The 24,078-nt window shown below is 57.6% G+C and carries 21 protein-coding genes; 15 read left to right on the top strand and 6 right to left on the bottom strand.

Annotated elements, in window-relative coordinates; all coding sequences use genetic code 11:
- Positions 1-26 precede the first annotated feature (26 nt).
- The 6 genes from dapD to map all read right to left on the bottom strand — a co-directional run bounded on the left by dapD (position 27) and on the right by map (position 8,927).
- The gene (gene dapD / locus E4T21_RS02955) at positions 27-1,052 is read right to left on the bottom strand and encodes a 2,3,4,5-tetrahydropyridine-2,6-dicarboxylate N-succinyltransferase (RefSeq protein ID WP_149283369.1); all 1,026 of its coding nucleotides are present in this window, start codon (positions 1,050-1,052) and stop codon (positions 27-29) included.
- 81 nt (positions 1,053-1,133) lie between these two features.
- Complete coding sequence (locus E4T21_RS02960) at positions 1,134-1,481, bottom strand: arsenate reductase (protein WP_149283371.1); 348 nt, start codon at positions 1,479-1,481, stop codon at positions 1,134-1,136.
- A 32-nt stretch (positions 1,482-1,513) separates the two neighbouring features.
- Positions 1,514-2,710: a succinyldiaminopimelate transaminase gene (gene dapC, locus E4T21_RS02965; protein WP_149283373.1), complete on the bottom strand. Its 1,197-nt coding sequence runs from the start codon at positions 2,708-2,710 to the stop codon at positions 1,514-1,516.
- Positions 2,711-2,952: 242 nt separating this feature from the next.
- On the bottom strand, positions 2,953-5,058 hold the full coding sequence (locus E4T21_RS02970) for a fimbria/pilus outer membrane usher protein (protein ID WP_149283375.1): 2,106 nt from the start codon (positions 5,056-5,058) through the stop codon (positions 2,953-2,955).
- Between the two features lie 132 nt (positions 5,059-5,190).
- Positions 5,191-7,866 (bottom strand): [protein-PII] uridylyltransferase, encoded by a 2,676-nt coding sequence (locus E4T21_RS02975; protein WP_149283378.1) that lies wholly within the window; start codon positions 7,864-7,866, stop codon positions 5,191-5,193.
- A gap of 269 nt (positions 7,867-8,135) precedes the next feature.
- Positions 8,136-8,927, bottom strand: coding sequence for a type I methionyl aminopeptidase (gene map, locus E4T21_RS02980; protein ID WP_149283380.1), 792 nt, complete (start codon positions 8,925-8,927; stop codon positions 8,136-8,138).
- A 531-nt stretch (positions 8,928-9,458) separates the two neighbouring features.
- Between map and rpsB the strand changes: the two genes are divergently transcribed.
- From rpsB to lpxB, 15 genes are all read left to right on the top strand, one after another.
- Positions 9,459-10,202 (top strand): 30S ribosomal protein S2, encoded by a 744-nt coding sequence (gene rpsB / locus E4T21_RS02985; protein WP_149283382.1) that lies wholly within the window; start codon positions 9,459-9,461, stop codon positions 10,200-10,202.
- Positions 10,203-10,360: 158 nt separating this feature from the next.
- Positions 10,361-11,230 carry a translation elongation factor Ts gene (gene tsf / locus E4T21_RS02990; RefSeq protein WP_149283384.1) on the top strand — a complete coding sequence of 290 codons (870 nt, stop codon included), beginning with the start codon at positions 10,361-10,363 and terminating at the stop codon, positions 11,228-11,230.
- Positions 11,231-11,389: 159 nt separating this feature from the next.
- Positions 11,390-12,154 carry a UMP kinase gene (gene pyrH, locus E4T21_RS02995; RefSeq protein ID WP_149283386.1) on the top strand — a complete coding sequence of 255 codons (765 nt, stop codon included), beginning with the start codon at positions 11,390-11,392 and terminating at the stop codon, positions 12,152-12,154.
- A gap of 4 nt (positions 12,155-12,158) precedes the next feature.
- Entirely contained in the window at positions 12,159-12,716 is a 558-nt protein-coding gene (gene frr, locus E4T21_RS03000; RefSeq protein WP_149283388.1) for a ribosome recycling factor, read from the top strand.
- An 80-nt stretch (positions 12,717-12,796) separates the two neighbouring features.
- On the top strand, positions 12,797-13,591 hold the full coding sequence (gene uppS, locus E4T21_RS03005; RefSeq protein WP_187775097.1) for a polyprenyl diphosphate synthase: 795 nt from the start codon (positions 12,797-12,799) through the stop codon (positions 13,589-13,591).
- Positions 13,584-13,946 (top strand): phosphatidate cytidylyltransferase, encoded by a 363-nt coding sequence (locus E4T21_RS21590; RefSeq protein WP_338036111.1) that lies wholly within the window; start codon positions 13,584-13,586, stop codon positions 13,944-13,946. Before uppS ends, E4T21_RS21590 begins: the two co-directional genes overlap by 8 nt.
- Positions 13,912-14,361, top strand: coding sequence for a phosphatidate cytidylyltransferase (locus E4T21_RS21595; protein WP_338036112.1), 450 nt, complete (start codon positions 13,912-13,914; stop codon positions 14,359-14,361). Before E4T21_RS21590 ends, E4T21_RS21595 begins: the two co-directional genes overlap by 35 nt.
- Positions 14,358-15,584 carry a 1-deoxy-D-xylulose-5-phosphate reductoisomerase gene (gene ispC, locus E4T21_RS03015; protein ID WP_149283392.1) on the top strand — a complete coding sequence of 409 codons (1,227 nt, stop codon included), beginning with the start codon at positions 14,358-14,360 and terminating at the stop codon, positions 15,582-15,584. The genes E4T21_RS21595 and ispC overlap by 4 nt, the downstream gene beginning before the upstream one ends.
- A 166-nt stretch (positions 15,585-15,750) precedes the next feature.
- On the top strand, positions 15,751-17,106 hold the full coding sequence (gene rseP / locus E4T21_RS03020; protein ID WP_149283394.1) for a sigma E protease regulator RseP: 1,356 nt from the start codon (positions 15,751-15,753) through the stop codon (positions 17,104-17,106).
- Between the two features lie 238 nt (positions 17,107-17,344).
- Positions 17,345-19,693, top strand: a complete 2,349-nt coding sequence (bamA, locus tag E4T21_RS03025) for an outer membrane protein assembly factor BamA (RefSeq protein WP_149283396.1) — start codon at positions 17,345-17,347, stop codon at positions 19,691-19,693.
- Entirely contained in the window at positions 19,693-20,217 is a 525-nt protein-coding gene (locus tag E4T21_RS03030; protein ID WP_240349269.1) for an OmpH/Skp family outer membrane protein, read from the top strand. Before bamA ends, E4T21_RS03030 begins: the two co-directional genes overlap by 1 nt.
- A gap of 164 nt (positions 20,218-20,381) precedes the next feature.
- The gene (gene lpxD, locus E4T21_RS03035; protein WP_149283398.1) at positions 20,382-21,437 is read left to right on the top strand and encodes a UDP-3-O-(3-hydroxymyristoyl)glucosamine N-acyltransferase; all 1,056 of its coding nucleotides are present in this window, start codon (positions 20,382-20,384) and stop codon (positions 21,435-21,437) included.
- 148 nt (positions 21,438-21,585) lie between these two features.
- Positions 21,586-22,029, top strand: coding sequence for a 3-hydroxyacyl-ACP dehydratase FabZ (gene fabZ, locus E4T21_RS03040; RefSeq protein WP_149283401.1), 444 nt, complete (start codon positions 21,586-21,588; stop codon positions 22,027-22,029).
- The gene (gene lpxA / locus E4T21_RS03045) at positions 22,026-22,793 is read left to right on the top strand and encodes an acyl-ACP--UDP-N-acetylglucosamine O-acyltransferase (RefSeq protein WP_149283403.1); all 768 of its coding nucleotides are present in this window, start codon (positions 22,026-22,028) and stop codon (positions 22,791-22,793) included. Before fabZ ends, lpxA begins: the two co-directional genes overlap by 4 nt.
- Before the next feature lie 52 nt (positions 22,794-22,845).
- Positions 22,846-24,072 carry a lipid-A-disaccharide synthase gene (gene lpxB / locus E4T21_RS03050; protein ID WP_149283405.1) on the top strand — a complete coding sequence of 409 codons (1,227 nt, stop codon included), beginning with the start codon at positions 22,846-22,848 and terminating at the stop codon, positions 24,070-24,072.
- The last annotated feature ends 6 nt before the right edge of the window (positions 24,073-24,078 follow it).

Raw genomic sequence — 24,078 nt, forward strand, 5'->3', positions numbered from 1 at the left:
CAATGGGCCGCCGCATCCGAAGGGAATCAGTTATGGGCGTGGAGAGCTTCGTTGAGCGCGATGGCACTCTTGTTGGTCAGGCACTCGATGCGGCCATTCTGGGAATTTCGGCGCAGCAGCAGGTCGGGCTGGCCGGCCAGTTCGCGAGCAGCCACGGTACGCACTTCCTGGCCCTTGTCGTCGAGCAGCGTGACCTTGGCACCAGCCGTGATATACAGGCCCGCTTCCACGGTGCAGCGATCGCCCAGAGGGATTCCGATGCCGGCATTGGCACCGATCAAGCAACCTTCGCCGACAGAAATGATGATGTTGCCACCGCCGGAAAGCGTGCCCATGGTCGAACAACCGCCTCCCAGGTCAGAACCCTTGCCAACCACGACGCCAGCGGAAATTCGACCTTCGATCATGCCCGGTCCCTCGGTGCCGGCATTGAAGTTGCAGAAGCCTTCATGCATGACGGTGGTGCCTTCGCCAAGGTAAGCCCCCAGGCGTACCCGTGCGGTATCTGCGATGCGCACACCGGCCGGTACCACGTAATCGGTCATCTTGGGGAATTTGTCGACACAGTCCACGGACAGAGCTCGACCTTCCAGGCGTGCCTTGAGCTGGCGTGCAGGCAATTCTTCGATGTCGATGGCGCCCTCATTGCTCCAGGCGATGTTGCGTAACAGGCCAAACATGCCGTTCAGGTCCAGGCCGTGAGGCTTGACCAGGCGATGGGACAACAGGTGTAGCTTGAGATAGACCTCCGCTGCGTTCTGGGGTGGGGTGTCCTCAGCCAGGAAGGTGGCGACCAGCGGACGCTGGCTCGCCGCCAGGTGTTCGGCCAGTTCTGCCTGGGCGCCATGGCCGGCCTCACGCAGTGCTGCGGCCAGTGCAGCGCAGTGCTCTGGCAGGAAGCTGACGACGGCGTTGCCGCTGGGGGCATTGAGCGCCTTGGCAGCAGCCTCGGTCAGGCTGGCCTCTGGGTTGAGCAATGGTGCAGGGTAGTAGACCTCCAGCCAATCGCCCTGAGTGTTTTGAGTGCCAATTCCGAGAGCAAAGCTAAGCATGGGGCTGTTTCCTTGAAATAACATGATGAAAGGTGGGTGAGCGAGCGCTTTCAGACAAGCCTGTGTTTCATCGTCTGGGACTCACAGGGCGTCGTAGTCGGCTTGCTTGAAGCCGACGAGGATGCGCTCGCCTAGATCGAGCAAGGGGCGCTTGATCAGCGTTGGATTGGCAAGGAGCAGCACTTTGGCCTGAGTGATATCGCCACCCTCGACTGCAGCCTTGTCTTCATCGGAGAGGTTGCGCCAGGTAGTGCTGCGTTTATTCAGCGTAGTGGCGAGGCCAAGCTCCGCAAGCCACCGGTCGAGCAGCTCAGCGCTGAGACCATCCTGACGCAGGTCGTGAAACTGGAAGGCATGACCTTTGTTCTCCAAAGCCTTGCTGGCCTTGCGGCAGGTATCGCAGTTCTTGATTCCGTAAAGTGTCAACACGATGTTCTCCAATCCGGTGATCCCGAGCTTGTTCAGCCCTGCTCGATGAGTCGGCGCAGACGTTCGGCAGCCTCGCGGGTTGGCTCTAGTTCGTCGACCAACGCCAGACGCAGGCGCCCACTCCCTGGGTTGATGCCATCCTGGCCCGGCCTGCCCATATAGCTGCCAGGCAACACACTGACATGAGCTTCGGCAAACAGGCGGCGAGTAAAGGCCTCGTCATCACCGCCAGGAACCGATGGCCATAGGTAAAAGCTGGCCTGCGGGGTAGGGAAGTCCATGACGGGCGACAGGATATTCGTGACGGCTTCGAACTTGGCTCGATAGGCATCGCGATTACCGCGGACGTGCTGTTCATCATTCCAGGCGGTAATCGATGCCAACTGGACGGGGACAGGCATGGTGCAGCCATGGTAGGTCCGGTAGTGGCGGAACGCCTTGATGATCTCGGCATCTCCCGCCACGAATCCGGAGCGCATGCCTGGCAGGTTGGAGCGCTTGGAGAGGCTGTGAAATACCACGCAGCGCCGGAAGTCATGGCGGCCCATGGCACTGGCAGCCTGCAACAGCCCTGGTGGTGGAGTCTGTTCGTCCAGGTACAGTTCTGAATAGCACTCATCCGAGGCAATGATGAAGTCATGCTCATCTGCCAGGCGAATCAGTTGCTGGAATTCTTCAATGGGTGTCACTGCACCTGTCGGATTGCCTGGCGAGCAGAGATAGACCAGCTGGACGTCCCGCCAAGTGGCTTCATCCAGCGCATCGAAATCTGGACGAAAGCCATTGTCGGCACTGCAACCGAGATACAGAGGCGTACCACCAGCCAGTAATGTGGCGCCCTCGTAGATCTGGTAGAACGGGTTTGGCACGACCACCCGAGCAGGGCGCTGGCGATCAAGGGCAACCTGGGTGAAGGCAAAGATGGCCTCGCGGGTGCCATTGACCGGCAGTACCTGGCTTTCAGCATCCAGACCATTCAGGTTGAAGCGGTTGGTCAGCCAGTGTGCGATAGCTTGACGTAATTCAGGCAAACCGGCCGTGGTCGGATAGCGAGAGAATTCACTCTGATTGGCCACCAGGGTATCAAGCGCAGCCTGATAGGGCGCATGCTTGGGCTCCCCGATGGTCAACGGAATGTGTGAAAGGCCCACAGGGGGCGTAAGTCCGGCCTTCAACGCCGCCAGGCGCTCGAAGGGGTAGGGCTTGAGAGCGTTGATATCAGGATTCATGAGTGTCCAGGCGCGCCTTCAGGCGTCGTTGTATGCCAAGCGTGTATGCTGGCGCCTTCTTGGGGCGCAGGATGCGTGGAACGCACCGGACCACGATTATAGGGAAGCTGGCAGGCGGCCTCAAATGCCGTGGCCAGGCGAATCCTTTGCGGAGAGCCATGAGGGCGAGAGGAGTTATCTTTTAAAGAGTGCTGTCTCGAGAGTGGGTGGGGATTCAGGGGCAGATCTCATTGATGTCAGCCTTACTGTTCTGGGTGCGCTTGTGGCTCTTCTGTCTCATGGGAGAGTTGGTGGTAGACGCCGATGGTCGAGGTAGAAGGATACTGATCCTCGTCAATGACGATGATGGCGCCGCGCGTCGGGATAATATCCTGACGGGAGATATCCCAACTTCCTTCAGCGCTGGTCTCGAACGGAACGCTATTGCTTTGATACGGGGAGAGACCGGTCACGAGTTGGTCGCTAGCGGTGCTGATATAACGGTTATAAGAGAAGCCGGAAGGCCCTGTGTCGAGTTTGGCTGGCTTCACCAGCACCATGGTGTCACCACGGTTCGGGCTCAGAACCAGGCCGCCTGAGTGGGCCAGCAAGGTGCCGCTGAGTGAGGAGTTGTACCGGACTCCCGACTTTTCTCGACTGACATCGATACCGAACAGCGTGGCTGGCGTTTTCCATTGCAGGTTCGTGGCGTAGTCATCCAGAGTCGTGCCCTGTTCTCCCGCAACGCTGGCGTTGGCCTGATAACGGATCTGGCGATTGGGGCCCAGTTCTTCGGAAACACTGGTGCTGAAGCGTGGTTGATACTGCGCGCCGAGGCCTGGCGTTTCTGTACCTGATCCCAGTGGAATACTGACTCTGGCCATATAGTGGCTGTTGGGGGTCTTGTCCTTCACATCCTGGCCTGCTGTCAGGTGTAGATTGCCCCAGGTAAAGTCGTGGCGATAGCCCAGTTGGTAGGTAGTGACGCTGTCAGTGTCGTCCCAGTAGTGGCGGTCAATGCCGCTCAGATCCAACTGTCCCCAGCCTCCCAGGGGTTGACTGATGGTCATCTGCAGGCGATTGCGTTCATTGCTGTCATCCTGGCGTGCGGAATAGTCTGCAAGGCTCACATAGTCTTCGCTGGAGAAGCGGTAGGCAGTGAGGGCGACGGAGGTGTTCGTGATATCCAGGAGATGATGGTATCGGATGCGATAGTTCTCGCCTCTCAACTGGCTATTGTCGGGATGGGCGTCCAGGATGTCGTCCGCCCAGGCGGATGTGATGTCAGCGCTCAGTTCTCCCAGTGGAGTAGCGCTCGTACTGCCCGCCATCAGTGATGCGTAACCATCAGAGAAGATGCTTCCGGTGTACAGGCTGGTGCTGTTGCTGAGCCCATGCCGCCATGTGGTCTGGCTGAACCACGGTGCATCGGCATGCTGCAATGCACGTACGCGTCCGAGGCTGAAGGTGTAGCTCGAAGTACCGGGGCGTGACAGTCCCAGGTCGGAAAGATAGGGCACACTGAAGGAGCGCATCGTGCCATCTTCCTCCTGGACCGATACGTCCAGGTCGCCAGAGTTCTCGGGAGCAATCAGGTCATCAATGACGAACTCACCTGGTGACACCTTGGTCTCGTAGATCACGGAACCTTGCTGCATCACTGTGACGGTGGCGGGAGACTGTGCCATGCCACGTATCACAGGAGCATATCCGCGCTGGTTCCTGGGGCGCATCCGGTCATCGCTACGCAGTTGGATTCCGTCGAAGTTAACCCCATCGAACAGCTCTCCCGGTGTGGCGTACTGGCCCAGCGTCAGGTAAGAGTTGAACTGCTCCAGGTCACGCTGGGCGTAGCTGCGTGTAGCGTCATATTGGTTGGGCTGATGATCTTCCTGTCGGGCGTTGGCTGTATGGCGCAGGCGCCAGGAGCCGGCATTGAAGCCTAGCGTCAGGTTGGCATTGTAGTGATGATCAGAACGATTGGCGGGCAGTTGCCCGTAGCTGGTGCCGATGTCATAGGACAGGAACCCTGCTGTGATCCCTCGGTTTCTGTTCACTCCAGTGGGGGCCGCAGCATCCCTTGCGTCACTTGTGAGCCGTGTCGAGGACGCAGGAGACTCGCTGGTTGGATAAACCAGTAACTCCTCGGCCAGACTGGCTGGCTGGCTGGGCGGTGTCAGAGCTATGGCGATACCTGGTGCGAGCAGCAGGAGCCACAGGGCTCGCTGTCGCAAGGCGTGCATGATTCGGGATACAGGTTCAACCATGGGATAACAGCATTCAGTCACGATGTTGATTGCGGCACCTGGTCCAGCGTTCCTGCGTGCACTTGCTTGACAAGCCAGCGTGGGAAAGGGGGCGACGTCCATGTCCTATCATCGGGTTTCCGATCTTATCCAATATTCTAATGGATATGGCCTAGAAGAATTGACCATAAGCAACTTGTGGAGAAATTCAGGCGACAACCCTGGACAGTGGATGAGGTGAAGTGCTATCGGCCTCTAGAGGCTTAGTATCTCTATCAGGCGCTGGCGAAGCTTCTGCTGTCGCTGTTCATCGGTAATCGGGTTGCCTTCACGGTCGGTAATGTAGAACACGTCTTCGACACGCTCGCCCAGGGTGGCAATCTTGGCCGCAGACAACGTAATACCAAGTTCCATGAAGACGCCGCCTACGCGGGCCAGCAGGCCTGGGCGGTCGGGGGCGATCAGTTCGAGCAGGGTGCGCTCTCCGTTGGAGTCCTGCTCGATGGCGACCTGGATAGGTACCTGGAAATGCTTGAGCTGTCGCGGTGTGTGGCGGGTAACGATGGTTGGGTAGTCGTCAGGATCATCGAGCTCCTCGACCAGATGGAGACGAATGGCATCAAGACGAGCAGGGTCGCGGATCGGCTGACCTTGTTCATCCAGCACGATGAAGGTGTTGAGTGTCCAGTTGTTCTTTGAGGTGGCGATGCGGGCGTCGTGGATCGACAGGCCAAGCTGTTCCATGGCAGCGGCGGTGGCGGCGAACAGGTCGTCGACCGAACGAGCATGGATGAACACCTTGGTGCCACCTTCAGCCATGTCGGCGGTCGGCGCATTGATCAGTACCAGGGGCAGGTCCTGTCCGCGATGGGAAAGCATGCCCTGGGTCTGCCATACCACCTCGCTGGGGGCATATTGCAGGAAATAATCTTCGCCGAGTGACTGCCACAGGGCGGATACTCTTGCCATGTCCGCTCCCATGGTGGCGAGCAGGGAATGAGCTTCCTGGCGAGTTTCACGTACCCAGTCGGTTCGTGCCAGCGGATTTTCCAGGCCCCTGCGAAGGACGCGTCGGGTTTCTGAGTGCAACTGGCGTAGAAGTGAAGCACGCCAACCATTCCAGAGTGTCGGGTTGGTGGCGGTGATATCGGCCACGGTCAGCACATAGAGATAGTCCAGGCGAATTTCGTCGCCGACGGTGGAGGCGAAGTCGTGTATCACCTCCGGATCCGTCAGATCGCGCTTCTGAGCGATCATCGACATCAGCAGGTGATGTTCCACCAGCCAGCTGACCAGTCGGGTTTCCCAGTCGGACAGGCCATGGCGTTCAGCGAAGGCTTCAACGTCGCGTGCTCCAATGATGGAGTGGTCTCCGCCGCGCCCTTTGCCGATATCGTGGAACAGACCGGCGATCCATAGAATTTCCATGCTGGGTAACTGGTGAACCAGCGGTGCTGCCACTGGAAAGTCTTTCTTGGCATCGGGCTTGCGGAAACCGTGCAGGCACTTGAGCAAACGTAGGGTGTGGGCATCCACGGTGTAGATGTGGAACAGATCGTGCTGCATCAGCCCTACAGCCTGGCCGAACTCCGGCAGGTATTTGCCGAGCACGCCGTAGCGATTCATGCGCCTGAGCTGGCGGGCTACATTGCCCCCTGACTGGAGCAGTGCCCGGAACAACTCGCGGTGGCTTGGGTTGGCGCGATAGCGGTCATCGATCAGGTGGCGATGGTCGCGGATCAGGCGGATGGTATCGGCACGTACACCTTCGATTTCAGGGTGTTCGGCCATCAGGTAGAACAGTTCGAGCAGTGCTGAAGGTGTGTCGCGGAATACACTGCGTGAGCGTGCTTGAATGTATCCTCCCGTGACCTGGAAGCGGTCATTGAGAGGATGGGTTTCCAGTGGCGTCTCGGAGCGCAGGATAACCTCGTCGAAGTGCTGCAACAGCATGTCATTAAGCCCCGCAAGAGCGGTGACATGGCGATAGTAGCGCTTCATGAACTGCTCGACAGCCAGTCTCTCGGGAGTGTCGCGATAGCCAAACAGCTCGGCAATGGCGCTCTGGTGATCGAACAGCAGACGGTCTTCGGCACGACCGGTGATCATGTGTAGAGCGTAGCGGACCTGCCACAGAAACGCTTGGCCCTGGCTCAGGATGAGGTGCTCTGCGTCGTTCATGAAGCCTTGGGCGACCACTTCTTCATAGCTTTCTGTGTCGAAATGGCGCTTGGCCACCCAGCCGATCATCTGGATGTCGCGCAACCCACCGGGTGAGGTTTTGACATTGGGTTCCAGGTGATATTCGGAGTTGTTGAAGCGGTGGTGGCGGGTGATTTGTTCTTGCCATTTAGCTTCGAAGAAGCGGTCCGCTGGCCACATGTGCTCTGGCGACAGGCGCTCGCGCATGGCCTGGCGCAAATGATCCGAGCCAGCCAGCGTGCGTGACTCAAGCAGGTTAGTGATGACGGTGATGTCTGATTCGGCTTCGCGTTCGCAATCATTGAGCGAGCGTACGCTATGGCCGATTTCGAGGCCGATGTCCCAGAGAAAGGTAATGAAGTCGGTGAGGGGTTCCCGGAACGGAGTGTCGTCATCGTCTTCAAGCAGGAACATCAGGTCGATGTCGGAATGAGGGTGCAACTCTCCGCGGCCGTAGCCCCCTACAGCAAGCAGGGCGATACCCGTGTTGAGCCCGGAATAGCGAGACCAGGCCATGACCAGCAGGTGGTCCAGACATTTTGCGCGCCCCCGCACCAGGTCGCGGATATCGGAACCTTTGAGAAAGTGTTCATCAAGCCGTGCCTGGATCTCTTTCAGCGCGCCCTTGAAAGGTGCAATGGGAGAGCGTTGGCCTTCGAGCTGTTGACGAAACTCCTCGAAATCGAAGAGATCAAGTTCCTTGGCGAAGCGATAATGGTGCAGGAGCATATGGGCGCCTCAGCGCTCTGACTGTCAATTAGGACTGTCTGTAAGGTGATCCGCGCTCAATGATACCGCGTTGAGCGCAGTCTCGCAGATAACATCCGCTGGGACACGGGGCGGGTCAAGCAACTTCAGGTGATTTTCACCTTGTAAGGGCGGCATGTTGACCCGCTGCATCCTGCTGTTCGCTCATGGAGCAGCGTTGTCGCTGCTCTGTCCGATATTTCTGCCACTTGTCGGTGAACCTTCATGTCCGTGCGACATGCCTGATGCCTTCAGGATGCCAGGAAGGACAGGTCCTCGTCACTGCGCGCAGTGAGCACCTCGACGCCGGTTTCCGTGACCAGCAGGGTGTGTTCCCACTGAGCCGTCAGTCCCTTGTCCTTGGTCACGGCGGTCCAACCATCACGCAACACCTTGGTGCGGTAGTCTCCGACGTTGATCATCGGTTCGATGGTGAAGCACATGCCGGCGGCGAGCTCGATGTCAGCTTCGGGAGCATAGCCATCATAATGCAGGATTTGAGGATCCTCATGGAAGCCGGCGCCAATGCCATGGCCACAGAAATCCTGTACGACCGAATAGCCGTTGGCCTTTGCGTGATGTTCGATGGCCTGGGCAAGCTCGGAAAGGCGCACGCCTGGGCGTACCAGGGCCATGCTCTTGTACAGGCATTCCTGGGTAACCCGTGACAGGCGTTCGCCCTGGATGGTCTCGCCGATGATGAACATCATGCTGGAGTCGCCGTGATAACCGGCCGCTGTCTTGACGGTGACATCGATATTCATGATGTCGCCTTTCTTGAGCTTCTTGCTGTCATCCGGAATGCCGTGGCACACCACATGGTTGATCGAGGTGCAGATCGACTTGGGGAAACCATGATAGTTGAGCGGGGCAGGAGTGGAACCGAGCTCGTTGACGATATAGTCGTGGCACAGGCGATCAAGGTGGCCTGTACTGACGCCCGCCTGGACATGTGGCGTGATCATTTCCAGTACGCTGGCAGCCTGGCGGCCAGCTTCGCGCATCAGTTCGATTTCTTCGGGAGTCTTGATGGGTACGTTCATGGAATCTCGGATCTGGGTGATAGCACCCCGGGGAAAGTGGGCCCGCATCAATGGAACCGCAAGATGCCCGAGGGTAAACTGGGAGCCGTCGCTTTGGAATATGGCATATGCAGGCTGGTACTGCAGCAGGTGCTCACTAGAAGGCACAACTAGCAGGTACTACATTACAGGGCAGGCATATGCACACCATGATTCGTGGCTATCGTGCCGAGCGACTTCAACTCGAAGGCTATCCATGGTATAAAGCTGCGCGCTTTCCTGCAATGCGCCGTTCCCTGTCAATGCATTCTTCTGTTGTTTTGATGGCTTTGCTCTTGATTGGTCTGTCTCTGGTAGTGCAGCAGATATCAGGAATATAAGGACATCAGCGATTGGAGGAGAAACCGGCAGGGCGGGCTATGGAATGCGTTTATGCTTAATAGCCTTGAAAACACACATGCACCGTCACATGGTCCCGGGTGCCGTTGGTTACGTCCGCGGTCGGATCCATGGGGTGCGTGGAGGCCTAACCCGATTGTTCAGGAGTCATCCATGGCACATGTCAACATGCGCGATCTGCTGAAGGCAGGCGCACACTTTGGTCACCAGACCCGTTACTGGAACCCGAAGATGGGCAAGTACATCTTCGGCGCTCGTAACAAGATTCACATCATCAACCTTGAGCATACTCTTCCTGCGCTCAACGAAGCGATTGATGTGGTCGAGAAAATGGCTGCGTCCAACAACAAGATCATGTTCGTTGGTACCAAGCGCAGTGCAGCCAAGGTCATCAAGGAAGAGGCGACTCGTTCTGGTCAGCCGTACGTCAACCATCGCTGGCTCGGCGGTATGCTGACGAACTACAAGACCATTCGCCAGTCTATCAAGCGTCTGCGTGACCTCGAGACCATGCGCGAAGATGGCACGTTCGAGAAGCTGACCAAGAAAGAAGTCCTGATGGCCACTCGCGAGCAAGACAAGCTCGAGCGTTCCATCGGTGGCATCAAGGAAATGGGCGGCCTGCCCGATGCACTGTTCGTGATCGACGTCGATCACGAGCGTATTGCCATCAACGAGGCCAACAAGCTGGGTATCCCGGTTATCGGTATCGTGGATACCAACTCTGATCCGGACGGCGTCGACTACGTGATCCCGGGCAACGATGATTCCATCCGCGCCATCCAGATCTACGTCAAGGCCATCGCCGATGCTTGTGGCCGCGCGAAAGAAGGTCGTCCCGATGAGTTCGTCGAAGTAACCGACAGCGAAGGCGACGCCGCCGCCGCTGCCGAGTAATCTTCGGCCCGCCTGGGTCAGCGGTCGTCTCTGCATAACTGACGACCCACGCCGACAGGCGCAAAGGGGGCCGAGGCCCCCTTTTCTCTACTCTGGCCATGCTGCGTGGGCCGCATGGCCAACCGACATTCAGGTCGAACCATTCAGAGGTGAATACCATGGCAGCTATCAGCGCCTCCCTGGTCAAGGAACTTCGCGAGCGCACCGGACTCGGCATGATGGAGTGCAAGAAGGCACTCAGCGAAGCCGACGGTGACATTGATCTCGCTATCGAGAACCTGCGCAAGAACTCTGGTCTCAAGGCCGCCAAGAAAGCGGGACGTACCGCTGCCGAAGGCGTCGTCGTGACTCGTGTTGCCGAAGACGGCAGCTATGGTGTCCTGGTCGAGATCAACTCCGAGACTGACTTCGTTGCTCGTGATGACAACTTCAAGGCCTTCGCCGACAAGGTTGCCGATGCCTTTTTCGCTGCCAAGAGCGAAGATGTTGCTGCTGTGACTGCCGGTGAGCTGGAGTCCGATCGTGAAGCTCTGGTACAGAAGATCGGTGAGAACATCGGTGTGCGTCGTGCTGCCGTCATCACTGCTACTGAAGGCAACCTGGTGGGTGCCTATGTGCACGGTGGCCGTATCGGTGTGCTGACCGAGCTCAAGGGCGGTACCACTGAAGCAGCCAAGGATGTTTCCATGCACGTGGCTGCCATCAATCCGGCAGTGGCACTTCCGGAAGACATGCCGCAGTCTCAGCTTGACACCGAAAAGGCCATCATCCTGGCTCAGCCTGACATGGCTGGTAAGCCGGAGCAGATCGCCGAGAAGATGGTGGAAGGTCGTCTGAAGAAGTATCTGGCAGAGAACAGCCTGACCGAGCAACCGTTCGTCAAGGACCCCAGCGTCAGCGTTGCCGAATTCGTCAAGGCTGCCGGTGGTGAAGTGGTTGGCTTTACCCGCTTCGAAGTGGGTGAAGGCATCGAGAAGGAAGAGGTCGACTTCGCCAAGGAAGTCATGGAACAGGCCAAGCGTAGCTAAGGCCCCGGTTCCATACTGTGATATCACAGTAAAGATGGCGTGCGCGAAAGCGCACGCCTTCGTGTATGCGCCGCTGGTCGATGCGCCGGGCGCTCACGGTATGCCGAACAAGGCCTTTCTGGTTCGGTGGCAGGCCCCAGTCAATTGCGGAGACATGCTATGAGTAGCGCCGATTCCTCCCTTATCTCTAAAGTCGACAAGCCCCGTGCTGATTCGAAGTACAAGCGTATCCTGCTCAAGCTCTCCGGTGAGGCGCTGACTGGTGACGCCGATTTTGGTATAGACCCCAAGGTGCTCGATCGCATGGCTCTGGAGATAGGCCAGCTGGTTGGCATTGGGGTTCAGGTCGGCATTGTGGTGGGCGGTGGTAACCTGTTCCGTGGAGCGGCCTTGCATGAGGCGGGTATGGAAAGGGTTACCGGCGACCATATGGGCATGCTGGCCACGGTGATGAATGCCTTGGCAATGCGCGACGCCCTGGAACGTTCCAATATCCGTTCCCGGGTGATGTCGGCAATTCCCATGAGTGGTGTGGTGGAGCACTATGACCGCCGTACTGCCATTCGTTATCTCACCTCCGGTGACGTGGTGATATTCTCGGCTGGTACCGGCAACCCCTTCTTCACTACTGACTCTGCAGCATGTCTGCGTGGTATCGAGATTGATGCCGATGTAGTGATCAAGGCCACCAAAGTGGATGGTGTCTATGACAAGGACCCGGTCAAGTATCCGGATGCGGTCAAGTATGACCAGTTATCCTACGATGATGCTCTTGACCAGAAACTTGGTGTCATGGATTTGACCGCCATTTGCCTGGTGCGGGACCATGATATGCCTGTTCGGGTATTCAACATGAACAAGCCTGGCGCCCTGCTCAACCTGGTGGTGGGCGGCAAGGAAGGCACGCTGATCGATAGAGGGTGACATCGTGATCAACGAGATCAAGAAAGATGCGCAGGAGCGCATGCAGAAGAGCATTGACTCTCTGCACCACAACTTCAACAAGATCCGCACCGGTCGTGCACATCCCAGTATTCTGGACGCGGTGCAGGTCGATTATTATGGCTCCATGACTCCGATCAATCAGGTCGCACAGGTCAATATCGAGGATGCTCGTACTCTGACCGTGGTGCCCTGGGAGCAGGCCATGGTGCCTAAGGTGGAAAAGGCCATCATCACTTCTGAGCTGGGCCTGAACCCTTCCACCGCGGGTACCGTGATTCGCGTACCGATGCCGATGCTGACTGAAGAAACGCGCAAGGGCTATATCAAGCAGGCGCGTCATGAAGCAGAAAACGCACGTGTAGCTGTGCGCAATGTGCGTCGCGACGCCAACAACGACCTCAAGGCTTTGCTCAAGGAGAAGGAAATCTCCGAAGATGAGCAGCGTCAGGCCGAGGACGAGGTGCAAAAGATCACCGATCGCTTCGTGGCTGAAATCGACAAGGTGCTGGCGTCCAAGGAAGAAGACCTGATGCAGGTCTGACGCCGGTTCGCCGCGTCATTCCCGAGGCTCGCAGCACGTGCCGGGCCTCGGGGCTTCTGTTTACTTCCATGCGAGACATCATGACGTCACCGCAGCCTCCCAAACCGTCTTCTTCGGACTCCTCTTCATTGCGTCCTCTGCCGGAATCCGTCAATCAAGTGCGCCATGTCGCCATCATCATGGATGGCAATAATCGCTGGGCTCGCTCTCGTGGCATGTCCGGAGTGCGTGGCCACCATGCTGGTGTCGAAGCTGTGCGTGCTGTGATTCGTCGTGCCGCTGAGCGACGAATCGAGATGCTCACCCTGTTTGCTTTCTCAAGCGAAAACTGGAAGCGCCCAGCTGCTGAGGTCAATGCCCTGATGGAGCTTTTCCTGATGGCGCTGAAGCGAGAGGTGAAGAAGCTTCATCAGCACGATATCCGCCTGTCGGTGATCGGTGATACATCCGGCTTTTCCACGGCCATTCAGAAACGCATCAACGAAGCTCAGGAGCTGACCAAGGGCAATAAGGGTCTCCATCTGGTCATTGCCGCCAACTATGGTGGTCAGTGGGATATCACTCAGGCCGCAAGGCGGCTGGCCGAGCGTGTGGCAGGCGGTGAGCTGGATCCTGCAGCCATTGATGAGCGCATGTTCGGCGAGCAGGTATGCCTGGGGGCTGCTCCCCCTGTAGATCTGTGTATTCGCACCAGTGGAGAGTTGCGAATTTCCAATTTCCTGTTGTGGCAGATGGCTTATGCTGAGCTGTATTTCACTCCGACATTGTGGCCGGACTTCGATGGTGGCTCCTTCGATACCGCTCTGGAAGAGTTCTGTCAGCGTAAACGCCGTTTCGGCATGACCGACGAACAGCTCGAGGCTCAAGGTGCTTAGGCAAAGGGTCATTACCGCAGTCTGCCTGGTGCCTGTGGCGCTGGCAGGACTGTTTGGACTGGATGGCGGCTACTTTGCCCTGTTTACCGCCATGATTGTACTGTTGGCAGGGCGCGAGTGGGCCAATCTGGCAGGAGTTGCCTCTGGGGCAGGGCGCCTGACAGTCGTTGCAGTTCTGGCAGTTGCCATGGCTCTGCTCTGGTTCAGTGGTCAGTCACAGGCTTGGTGGGTTCTGGTCATTGGCGCTCTGGGGTGGGCGCTCAATCTGTGGTGGCCCATGGGGGTGGCTGTTGCGCCTGGCCATGGGGGGGTGGGTACTGTTGCCTACCTGGATCGGCTTCAATGTCCTGCGTGATAGTGGCGGTGTCTGGCTGCTGTTTGTCCTGCTCCTGGTCTGGTGTGCAGATACCGGCGCCTATTTCTTTGGCCGTGCCTTCGGCAAGCGTAAGCTGGCACCCAAGGTCAGCCCGGGCAAGTCGTGGGAAGGTGTACTGGGCGGTATGGGGGTTACGGCGTTTCTGGCGGTGATCTTTTCGCTATGGCAGTCGCTGGACCTGGGCGCCACTATTGTGCTGGTAGTGGTAACACTGGGCGTGACATTGACGTCGGTACTGGGTGATCTGCTCGAAAGTATGCTCAAGCGCCATCGTGGTCTCAAGGATTCCAGTCAGTTGCTGCCAGGGCACGGAGGTATCCTCGACCGTATTGATAGCCTTACCGCTGCGGTTCCGGTATTTGCCCTGTTTTTCAGTTGGCTGGTGATGGCATGAGTGTCGCTGCAGTCAATTCAACTTCTCGGGAGAATGGCCTGCCGAAAGGGGTTGTGGTGCTGGGCGCCACTGGCTCGATCGGCACGAGCACTCTCGATGTCATTTCCCGACATCCCGAGCTTTACCGTGTGCATGCACTTACGGCACACAGCTCTCGGGAGGCATTGTTACAGCAGTGCTTGAAACATCGTCCCGATGTGGCCGTGATCGATAGTGCTGAAGATGCTGGCTGGATGGCGGCCCGGTTGCAGGAAGCAGGCGTTGCCACCGAAATGCACCACGGTCAACGGGCTCTGGAAGAAGTAGCGGGTGCCTCAGAGGCGGACGTCGTAATGGCTGCCATCGTGGGTGCTGCAGGGCTGTTGCCAACGTTAGCTGCTGTACGTGCCGGCAAGCGTGTACTGCTGGCCAATAAGGAAGCGTTGGTGATGTCTGGCAACCTGTTCATGAGGGCCGTGGAAAAGAGTGGTGCAACACTGCTGCCTATCGATTCTGAACATAATGCCATCTTCCAGTGTCTACCTGGGCATCATCGCGGAGGGCTGGTCCATCATGGTGTCACTCAGTTGCTGCTGACCGCTTCAGGTGGCCCTTTTCGTGGCTATGATCGTGAGCACCTGGCAACGGTGACGCCCGATCAGGCTTGTGCACACCCCAATTGGTCCATGGGACGTAAAATCTCGGTAGATAGTGCCACGTTGATGAACAAGGGGCTGGAGCTGATCGAGGCCTGCTGGCTATTCGATGCTCGTCCGGATCAGATTCAGGTAGTGGTGCACCCCCAGAGCGTGATTCATTCCATGGTGGCTTACAGTGATGGCTCGGTGCTGGCACAGTTAGGTAATCCAGACATGCGCACGCCGATTGCCTACGGCCTGTCCTGGCCTGACCGTATCGATTCAGGTGTCGAGACACTGGATCTGTTCGCCGTGGCACGGTTGGATTTTGAGCCGGCGGATGAACGTGCGTTTCCTTGCCTGAGGCTGGCGCGTGAGGCAATGGCCTGTGGAGGCGTGCAGCCGGCCGTGCTTAATGCGGCCAATGAAGTGGCCGTGGCCGCTTTTCTTGACGGCCATATCGGGTTCAATGATATTCCAGCGCTGGTCGAACAGGTTCGTGAAGGTGTCACTGAGGGCGGAGCAGAAACCCTTGAGGCGGTGCTGGAAGCCGATCGCCATGCCCGGTGTCTGGCTCGTGCATGGCTGGAGCGGAAAAATGGGTGAGCCAGCGAGTGTTGGCTGGCCCCGTTGAAGGTTGTATTGACCGCCCAGTTCGGGCAGTGCTGCGGGGAACCTTTGCCCCCAGGCATTGCCCGAGAGTAAGGTGGCGGGTGGGTCCATCGCCTGTAGCGCCGTTGCTTCGGTGTGAGGATTAGCCAAGGAGAAGACTTTGGGTCTGATTCAGAATGTGTTGGCTGTGATCGTAGTGCTTGGCCTGCTGATCACTTTCCACGAGTTTGGCCACTTCTGGGTCGCACGTCGTTGCGGTGTGAAGGTGCTGCGCTTTTCCGTAGGCTTTGGTAAGCCATTATGGTCACGCTGCGATCGTCATGGCACTGAATTTGCCATTGCAGCCATCCCCTTGGGTGGCTACGTGAGGATGCTGGACGAGCGCGAAGGAAATGTGGATCCCTCTGAAAGAGGACAGGCGTTCAACAACAAGTCGGTATGGGCACGCATTGCTATTGTGGCTGCAGGGCCCATTGCCAACTTCCTGCTTGCCCTGGTTGCCTATTGGGCGCTTTTCGTGGCAGGTACCACCACCGTAGCGCCAGTCGTGGGCGAGGTGACTCCGGATTCTCCTGCGGCTCAGGCTGGCCTAAAACATGGCCAGGAAATTACTGCCATACAAGGGGAAGAGGTGCGCTCCTGGGATGAGCTCAACCTGAAGCTGGTTTCCATGATTGGCTTGAGCGGCAATGTCGATGTGACGGCCCTCGATACATCGGGGAGCACGCCGCGTCATTACTCCCTGGGGGTATCCCGATGGCTGGTGGGTGAGGATCCACCAGATCCTCTGGGTAGTCTGGGTATCGAGCCCTGGCGTCCGGAAATGCCGGCGGTGATCGGGCAACTGGTGGATGGAGAACCGGCTGAGCAGGCAGGCCTGCAAAGTGGGGATCGAGTGATCAGTGTGGATGGTCAGCCAATTGCTGACTGGCTGGCCCTGGTGGATACCGTGCGCGCTCATGGCGACAAGTCCATGAAGGTAGAGGTGGAGCGTGAGGGTGAGCGCCTTACCCTGAGCCTGACGCCGAAACTGCAGGAACAGGAAGATGGCAGCCAGCATGGTTACATCGGAGCAGGGGTGGCCCCTGTCGAGTGGCCTGAAAAGTGGCTGCGCGAGATTCGTTATGGCCCCATTGGGGCTGTGGGCGCGGCATTCTCCAAGACAGGAGAGATGACCTTGCTGACCTTCGATGCTGTGCGCAAGATGCTGGTCGGGATGATTTCTCCGAGCAACTTGTCTGGTCCCATCACCATTGCACGGATAGCGGGGGATACCGCTCGTTCAGGGCTCGAGAGCTTCGTCAGCTTCATGGCCTATCTGTCGATCAGCCTGGGAGTGCTCAACCTGCTGCCTATCCCTGTGCTTGATGGTGGTCATCTACTGTATTACTTCATCGAAGCCGTGCGTGGGCGTCCTGTATCTGAACGGGCCCAGGCGATAGGCCTGCGAATCGGGGTGGCGTTGGTAGGTACCCTGATGGTCATGGCGCTGTACTTCGATTTGATGCGGCTATAGGGAACGATTTATTCATGGTGGTTGACGATGCGAGGCCGGTGATGCCCGAGAGCGCAGAAGCGGCTTGTAAGTGCCTTTGTTGTGAGCATTTTTTAGCTCCATCGACAACCTGAATATCGGGTGCTGCAACACATCAGCATTGTCCTTTCCATGGCTGGAAGGTTGTCAGTAACCCGTACAAATGTATATGGTGCGTGTTTGGATTGGCACGCCGACTCAACGCGAGCGAAACGACTGCATGAAAATCAAGACCATCGGATTGGCGACACTGCTGGCGACCTGCTCTCAGGTAGCTCTGGCAGATTCCTTCACCGTGTCGGATATTCGCGTGGAGGGCCTTCAGCGGGTCTCTGCTGCGTCCGTCTTCAATGCTTTCCCTGTCAATGCTCGCGATCAGGTCGATGATCGTCAGTTGGCGGATGCTGCACGGAAGCTGTTTGCTACCGGGCTGTTTGATGATATTCATCTTGCCCGCGAAGGCGATGTGCTGATCATCGAGGTCGAAGAACGCCCGACCATCTCTGCGCTCAACATTGATGGCAACTCCCAGCTCAAGGAGGAAGACCTGCGCACTGGCCTCAAGCAGGCCGGTATCAGCGAAGGTCAGGTACTGCAGCTGTCTTCTATCGATACCATGAAGCGTGAGCTGGAAGGGCTTTACCAGTCCCAGGGCCGCTACAGTGCTCGTATCGATACTGACGTCACCCCAGTGGGTGCAGGGCGTGTGCAGGTCGACATTCATATCCACGAAGGTGCGGTAGCCAAGATTCGCCAGATCAACATCGTGGGCAACGAGGCCTTCTCTGACGAAACTCTGCAGGATGTCTTCGAGCTGGAAGACCAGCCCGGGATGTTCTTCGGCTGGTTCTCCAGCGATGAGTATTCCCGTGAAGCCTTGGCCGGTGATCTGGAGCGCCTGCGCTCCTATTATCTGGATCGTGGCTACGTCAACTTCGATATCACTTCCAGCCAGGTTTCCATCAGCCCGGACAAGTCGCGCATCTTCATTACCATCAACGTGGATGAAGGCAAGCGCTACAAGATTGGTGATATTTCCTTCGCTGGTGACCTCAAGCTGGCTGAAGCTCAGGCGCGAGACCTGCTTCAGATTCATAGCGGAGATGTCTTCAATCGCAGCCAGGTCGTAGCATCATCCGAAGCCATGCGCTCCCGCTTGGGTGCTGAAGGCTTTGCCTTTGCCGAGGTCAATGGCATTCCTGAGGTACGCGATGATGGCAAGACCGTTGACCTGAGCTTCCAGGTGACGCCGGGGCGTCGTGCCTATGTCCGTCGAATCAACTTTGTCGGCAACACGACCACCAAGGATGAAGTGCTGCGCCGTGAGATGATCCAGATGGAATCGGCTCCGGCTTCCACCGAGTCCATCTCACAGTCTCGCCAACGCCTCGAGCGCCTGGGTTTCTTCAAGCAGGTCGAGGTGCAGACCGAACCAGTGCCAGGCCAGCCTGACCAGCTTGATGTGACCTACAAGGTCGAGGAACAGCCTTCCGGATCCATCTCTGCAAGCCTGGGTTACTCGCAGAGTGCCGGTGTCATTTATGGGGCTGCATTGTCCCAGAACAACTTCCTGGGCAGCGGTAACCGGGTCAATGTCGGAGCTCAGAAGAGTGATACCTATACCAGTATCAACTTCGGTTTTACCGACCCCTACTGGACGCTGGACGGCATCTCTCGCGGTTATAACTTCTACTACCGTGAGACGGACTACGAAGACTCCGATATTTCCACATATTCCACCGATGCTCTGGGTGCCGGTATCAACTTCGGCTACCCGATCAACGAGCTGACGCGGATGAACTTCGGGGCCAATGTCGAATCACTCCAGATCGACACCTACGACGACACGCCATCGGAGATCGAGCGCTACGTTCGGGATGAGGGCGACAAGGCCGATACGCTGTCGCTGACAGGTAGCTGGACACGTAATGACCTTAATCGCGGCATCATGCCTACTGCGGGTAATTACCAGCGTCTGGCCCTGGAACTGGCGGTGCCAGGCAGCGATGCTGAGTACTACAAGGCCCGTGCTGAGGCCAAGCACTTCTTCCCCATAAACGAAGAACAGACATTGTCGCTGAAGTTCAGCGGCCAGCTTGGCTATGCCGACGCCCTCAATTCCAATGATCCTTATCCGTTCTACGAGAACTTCCTGGCCGGGGGGCTTGGCTCGGTGCGTGGTTATACCTCCAACACCCTGGGGCAGCCGACGACCACGCGCAATGAAGGCGATGATGACACCCTGGGTGGTAACGTTCTGGTCCAGGGAAGCATGGAACTGATCTTCCCCATGCCTTTTGTTGAAGACAAGCGTTCTGTCCAGCCGTCGCTGTTCGTTGATGCCGGTAATACCTTCCTCACGGAATGCTACGACGTTCTGGAAGGGGATGAGGATCGCCGTGAGTGCAGCTCCGGAGTGGATCTTGGCGACCTGCGCTACAGTGCGGGTGTCGGGGTGTCCTGGCTGACACCGGTGGGACCGCTGACCTTCAGTGTGGCCAAGCCGCTCAACGAGAAGGATGGCGATGATACCCAGGTATTCCAGTTCTCCTTGGGTCAGACGTTCTGATGCATTTGCTGCGCAGTTTTCCGCACCCCGCCATGTGGCCAGCACTCTTGTTGGCTGGCCTGCTGGCGGGGTGGGCGCCAGCGGCAGCGGCAACCGAGGTGGCGGTTCTTGATTGGCGCAAGGCATTGCTGGACTGCAATGATGCGCGTCAGGAAATGTCCCAGCTGCGTACTAGAGTGGCGGACAAACAGCAGGAAGCGCAGCAGTTGGGGACTGCGCTGGAGAGATTGTCGGCGCGCCTTGAGTCAGATACCACCAGTGATGCTGAAACACATGCGCTGATGCAGGAATTTCAGCAGAAAGGGCAGCGCTTCGATCAATTGCGCCAGGAAATTCTGGTGGCCCGACAGGCTGCTGAAGAGCGCTTCCTGGCTCGGCTGGAACCCAAGATGGATCAGGCTGTCAATCGCGTCATCGCTCGCCATGATGTCGACATTCTGGTCGACCCCAACGGGGTGTTGCACAGTACTCGTGACCTGCCGGATCTGACCGAAGAGGTCACGGCGCTTCTCAATACGTTATGATCCTGTTGAGTCGCGTGCGGATGTCCGTTATTTCCGATAGGAATAATCCTCTGCGCCAAGACTGCCGCAAATGATAATTTTATGCATCGACGGTGATCAGGGTATTGCACCCAGATATGAAACAGTGTTTTCCTAACGGCAATGTCTCCGCTCCACGGGCTCCCATGAAAGATACACGAATACCTCTATCTCTTTCCGACATAGCCAACCGTCTAGGCGCTCGCCTGGAGGGTGACGGGGAACGTCGTATCTCTGGATTGGCAACGCTCAAGGATGCAGGGCCGGAAGATATCACTTTCCTGGCCAACCGGGCCTATCTCAAGGATCTGCCCGGAACGCGTGCCGCCGCAGTGTTGCTGCGTCCTGAAGACAGGGATGCCTGTCCTGTGACGGCCCTGGTGCTGGATAATCCCTATCTTGGCTATGCTGAGTTGTCGCGCATGCTCGACCCTCTGATCAATGCACAGCCTTCTGGCGTGCATGCCACGGCAGTGGTCGCCGAAGATGCTGTGCTGGGCCAGGATGTCAGTATTGGCGCCCAAGCAGTCATCGAGTCCGGAGTGGTTCTGGGCGACGGCGTGACCATTGGTCCAGGTTCTATAGTCGGGGCTGATAGCCAGATCGGCGAGAACAGTCTGTTGCATGCCAATGCCACCGTTTATCACGGAGTTGTGGTGGGTAAACGAGCTATTCTGCACAGTGGTTGTGTGATTGGCGGAGATGGTTTCGGTTTTGCCCATGATGGGGCCGGCTGGCGGAAGATTGCCCAGCTTGGTGGCGTTGTGCTGGGCGATGATGTCGAGGTCGGCAGTTGCTCAAGTATCGACCGTGGAGCCTTGGGCGATACGGTGATTGGCAATGACGTCAAAATCGATAGCCAGGTGCAGATTGCCCATAACGTCCATATCGGTGATCACAGTGCCCTGGCCGGTTGTGTCGGCATCGCTGGCTCCACGCAGGTCGGTCGACACTGTATGCTTGGGGGCGGAGTCGGCCTGTCTGGACACCTGACCATCTGCGATGGGGTCCAGGTGACAGGCATGAGCCTGGTGACCAACTCGATTCTGGAGCCAGGGGTGTATTCATCGGGAACCGGTGCGATGGAAAACAGCCAGTGGCGACGCAATGCCGTGCGCTTCAAGCAATTGGACAGCATTGCCAAACGCGTCAGTCGACTGGAAAGAATAAGTGGGGAGAAGGGGGACTCTGGGGCAAGCTGAAAGATCAGCAGCATTTTCCAGGCTTGAGGGTCTACCGCTTGCCGGTATAATCCTTCGCGCGCCGGGAACAGGTGTCCAGTGGTAGAGGAACCTTCCACTACGCTGCCTTCCTGAGGGAAGGATTTCAGTCATTTCAGAGGTCGCTACGATGGTTATGGACATCAACGAGATTCGCGAATATCTACCCCACCGCTATCCTTTTTTGCTGGTGGACAAGGTCACGGAGTTGACCATCGGTGAGTCCATCGTTGCTTACAAGAACGTCAGCATCAACGAGCCGTTCTTCAATGGTCATTTTCCCGAACACCCCATCATGCCTGGGGTGTTGGTGATCGAAGCGCTGGCCCAGGCCTGCGGTATCCTGGGTTTCAAGACCGTCAACAAGCTACCTGCCGACGGTTACGTCTACTATCTGGTAGGCAGCGACAACGTACGTTTCAAGCGTCCGGTGATGCCTGGCGATCGCCTTGAGCTGCGTGCTCAGGTCGAACGTACCAAGCGCGGTATCTGGAAATTCCAGTGTCGGGCCAGCATCGATGGAGAGGTGGCCTGCGAGGCCGATATCATCTGCGCCGAGAGGAAGATTGCTTGATTCATCCGACCGCCATCGTAGACCCCGGCGCGCGCCTGGCCGACGATGTCGAGGTGGGACCGTTCACTGTGATCGGCCCCGACGTCGAGATCGGTGCTGGCTCCGTTATTGGTCCTCATGTAGTGATCAAGGGACCAACGGTACTGGGGAAACGTACTCGTATCTTCCAGTTTGCCTCCGTAGGGGAAGACTGCCAGGACAAGAAGTACAACGGTGAGCCCACTCGCCTGGTCATGGGTGATGACAATGTCATTCGTGAAGGCGTGACGCTGCACCGGGGTACGGTTCAGGATCGCAGTGAAACCACTATTGGTTCACGTAACCTGTTCATGGCCTATGTGCATGTGGGTCATGACTGCGTGATCGGTGACGACTGCATTCTGGCCAACCAGGTGACCCTGGCTGGCCATGTTCATGTCGGTGACTTTGCCATCATCGGAGGTTTGTCTGCCGTTCACCAATTCTGTCATTTTGGTACTCATGCCATGGCAGGAGGTGGCTCGATCATCACCAAGGACACTCCAGCCTATGTGATGATCAACGGTAGCCCGGCAGCCGCCCATGGTCTCAACCTCGTAGGCCTCAAGCGCCGAGGCTTCTCCTCCGAAGCCATTCGCTCTCTGAACGAGAGCTACAAGCTGGTCTATCGCCAAGGGCTGACAGTGGATCAGGCCCTGGGAGAAATCCGCTCGCGCTTTTCTTTACCTGAGACGGAAGTCTTTGCCGCCTCCATTGAGTCATCAACTCGAGGAATCACCCGCTGATGACGGGGGAGTCTCTATTGTGAGCAACCCTGCCTGCGTTGGAGATACCCAAATGGCCGCGGCTCGCACGCCGCGGCGCATTTATCTGGTTGCGGGAGAACTCTCCGGCGATATCTTGGGCGCCAGTCTGATGCGTGCTCTCAAGGCACGTTACCCTGAAGCCGAGTTTCGTGGACTGGGTGGGCCGCGTATGCAGGCTGAAGGTATTCACTCGCTGTTTCCGCTTGAAGTATTGTCTGTCATGGGGCTAGTGGAGGTGCTCAAGCATCTGCCTGAACTGTTCCGTGTACGGCGAACCTTGCGTGAGGATGCTCTGGCCTGGCAGCCAGACATCATGCTTGGCATTGATGCGCCTGACTTCAATCTTGGCCTGGAACGTCAGTTGCGACAGGCTGGCATCACCACTGCGCATTACGTCAGTCCATCGGTCTGGGCTTGGCGCCAGGGACGAGTGAAAGGCATCGCCAGGTCGGTGGATGCGATGCTGACCTTTCTGCCTTTCGAGGCAGAATTCTATGTCGATCACAAGGTGCCCGTCGCTTTTGTCGGCCACCCTTTGGCTGATGAGCTGCCGCTGGGCGGCGATAATGACCGCCAAGAGGCACGTGCGGCCTTGCAGCTTGAAGAAGCCGGAGGAGGAGAAGTTGGCGAAGTGCTGGCGCTTCTGCCTGGTTCACGGCGCAACGAGATTCGCTTCATGGGCGCGACGTTCCTCGATGCTGCTCAGCGTCTGGTCGAAGAGCGCCCTGAGCTGCTGGTGTTGATCCCTGCTGCAACACCAGAGCGACGTGTCCAGCTTGAAACGCTCCTGGCTGAGCGTCCCGCGCTTCAGGGGCGGGCTGTATTGCTGGATGGCCAGGCACGTGAAGCCATGCTGGCCAGTGATGTGGTGTTGTTGGCCTCCGGCACTGCGGCTCTGGAAGCCATGCTGTGTCACCGTTCGATGCTGGTAGGTTATCGCATGGCGCCCATGACCCACACCATTGCGAAGTTCATGGTCAAAACACAGTGGATTTCGTTACCGAACTTGATTGCACAGGAATCTCTGGTACCAGAGCTGATTCAGGATGAGGCTTCAGTGGAAGCGATCAGTGCGCGTCTTTCTGCCATGCTTGACGATGACCAGGGACGAGCGAATCTGGAGGCGCGATTCAGCGAGATGCACCGGATACTTCAGCGGGATGCCAGCCGTCGCGCAGTGGATGCCATTGAGGCGTTGGTAGCTGGCCGTGAGCTGCCTGCCAGCGTGTTGCCTGACGTGCTGAGAGAGACGCGCTGAGAAAAA

Source organism: Halomonas binhaiensis, assembly GCF_008329985.2.
Taxonomy (GTDB): domain Bacteria; phylum Pseudomonadota; class Gammaproteobacteria; order Pseudomonadales; family Halomonadaceae; genus Halomonas; species Halomonas binhaiensis.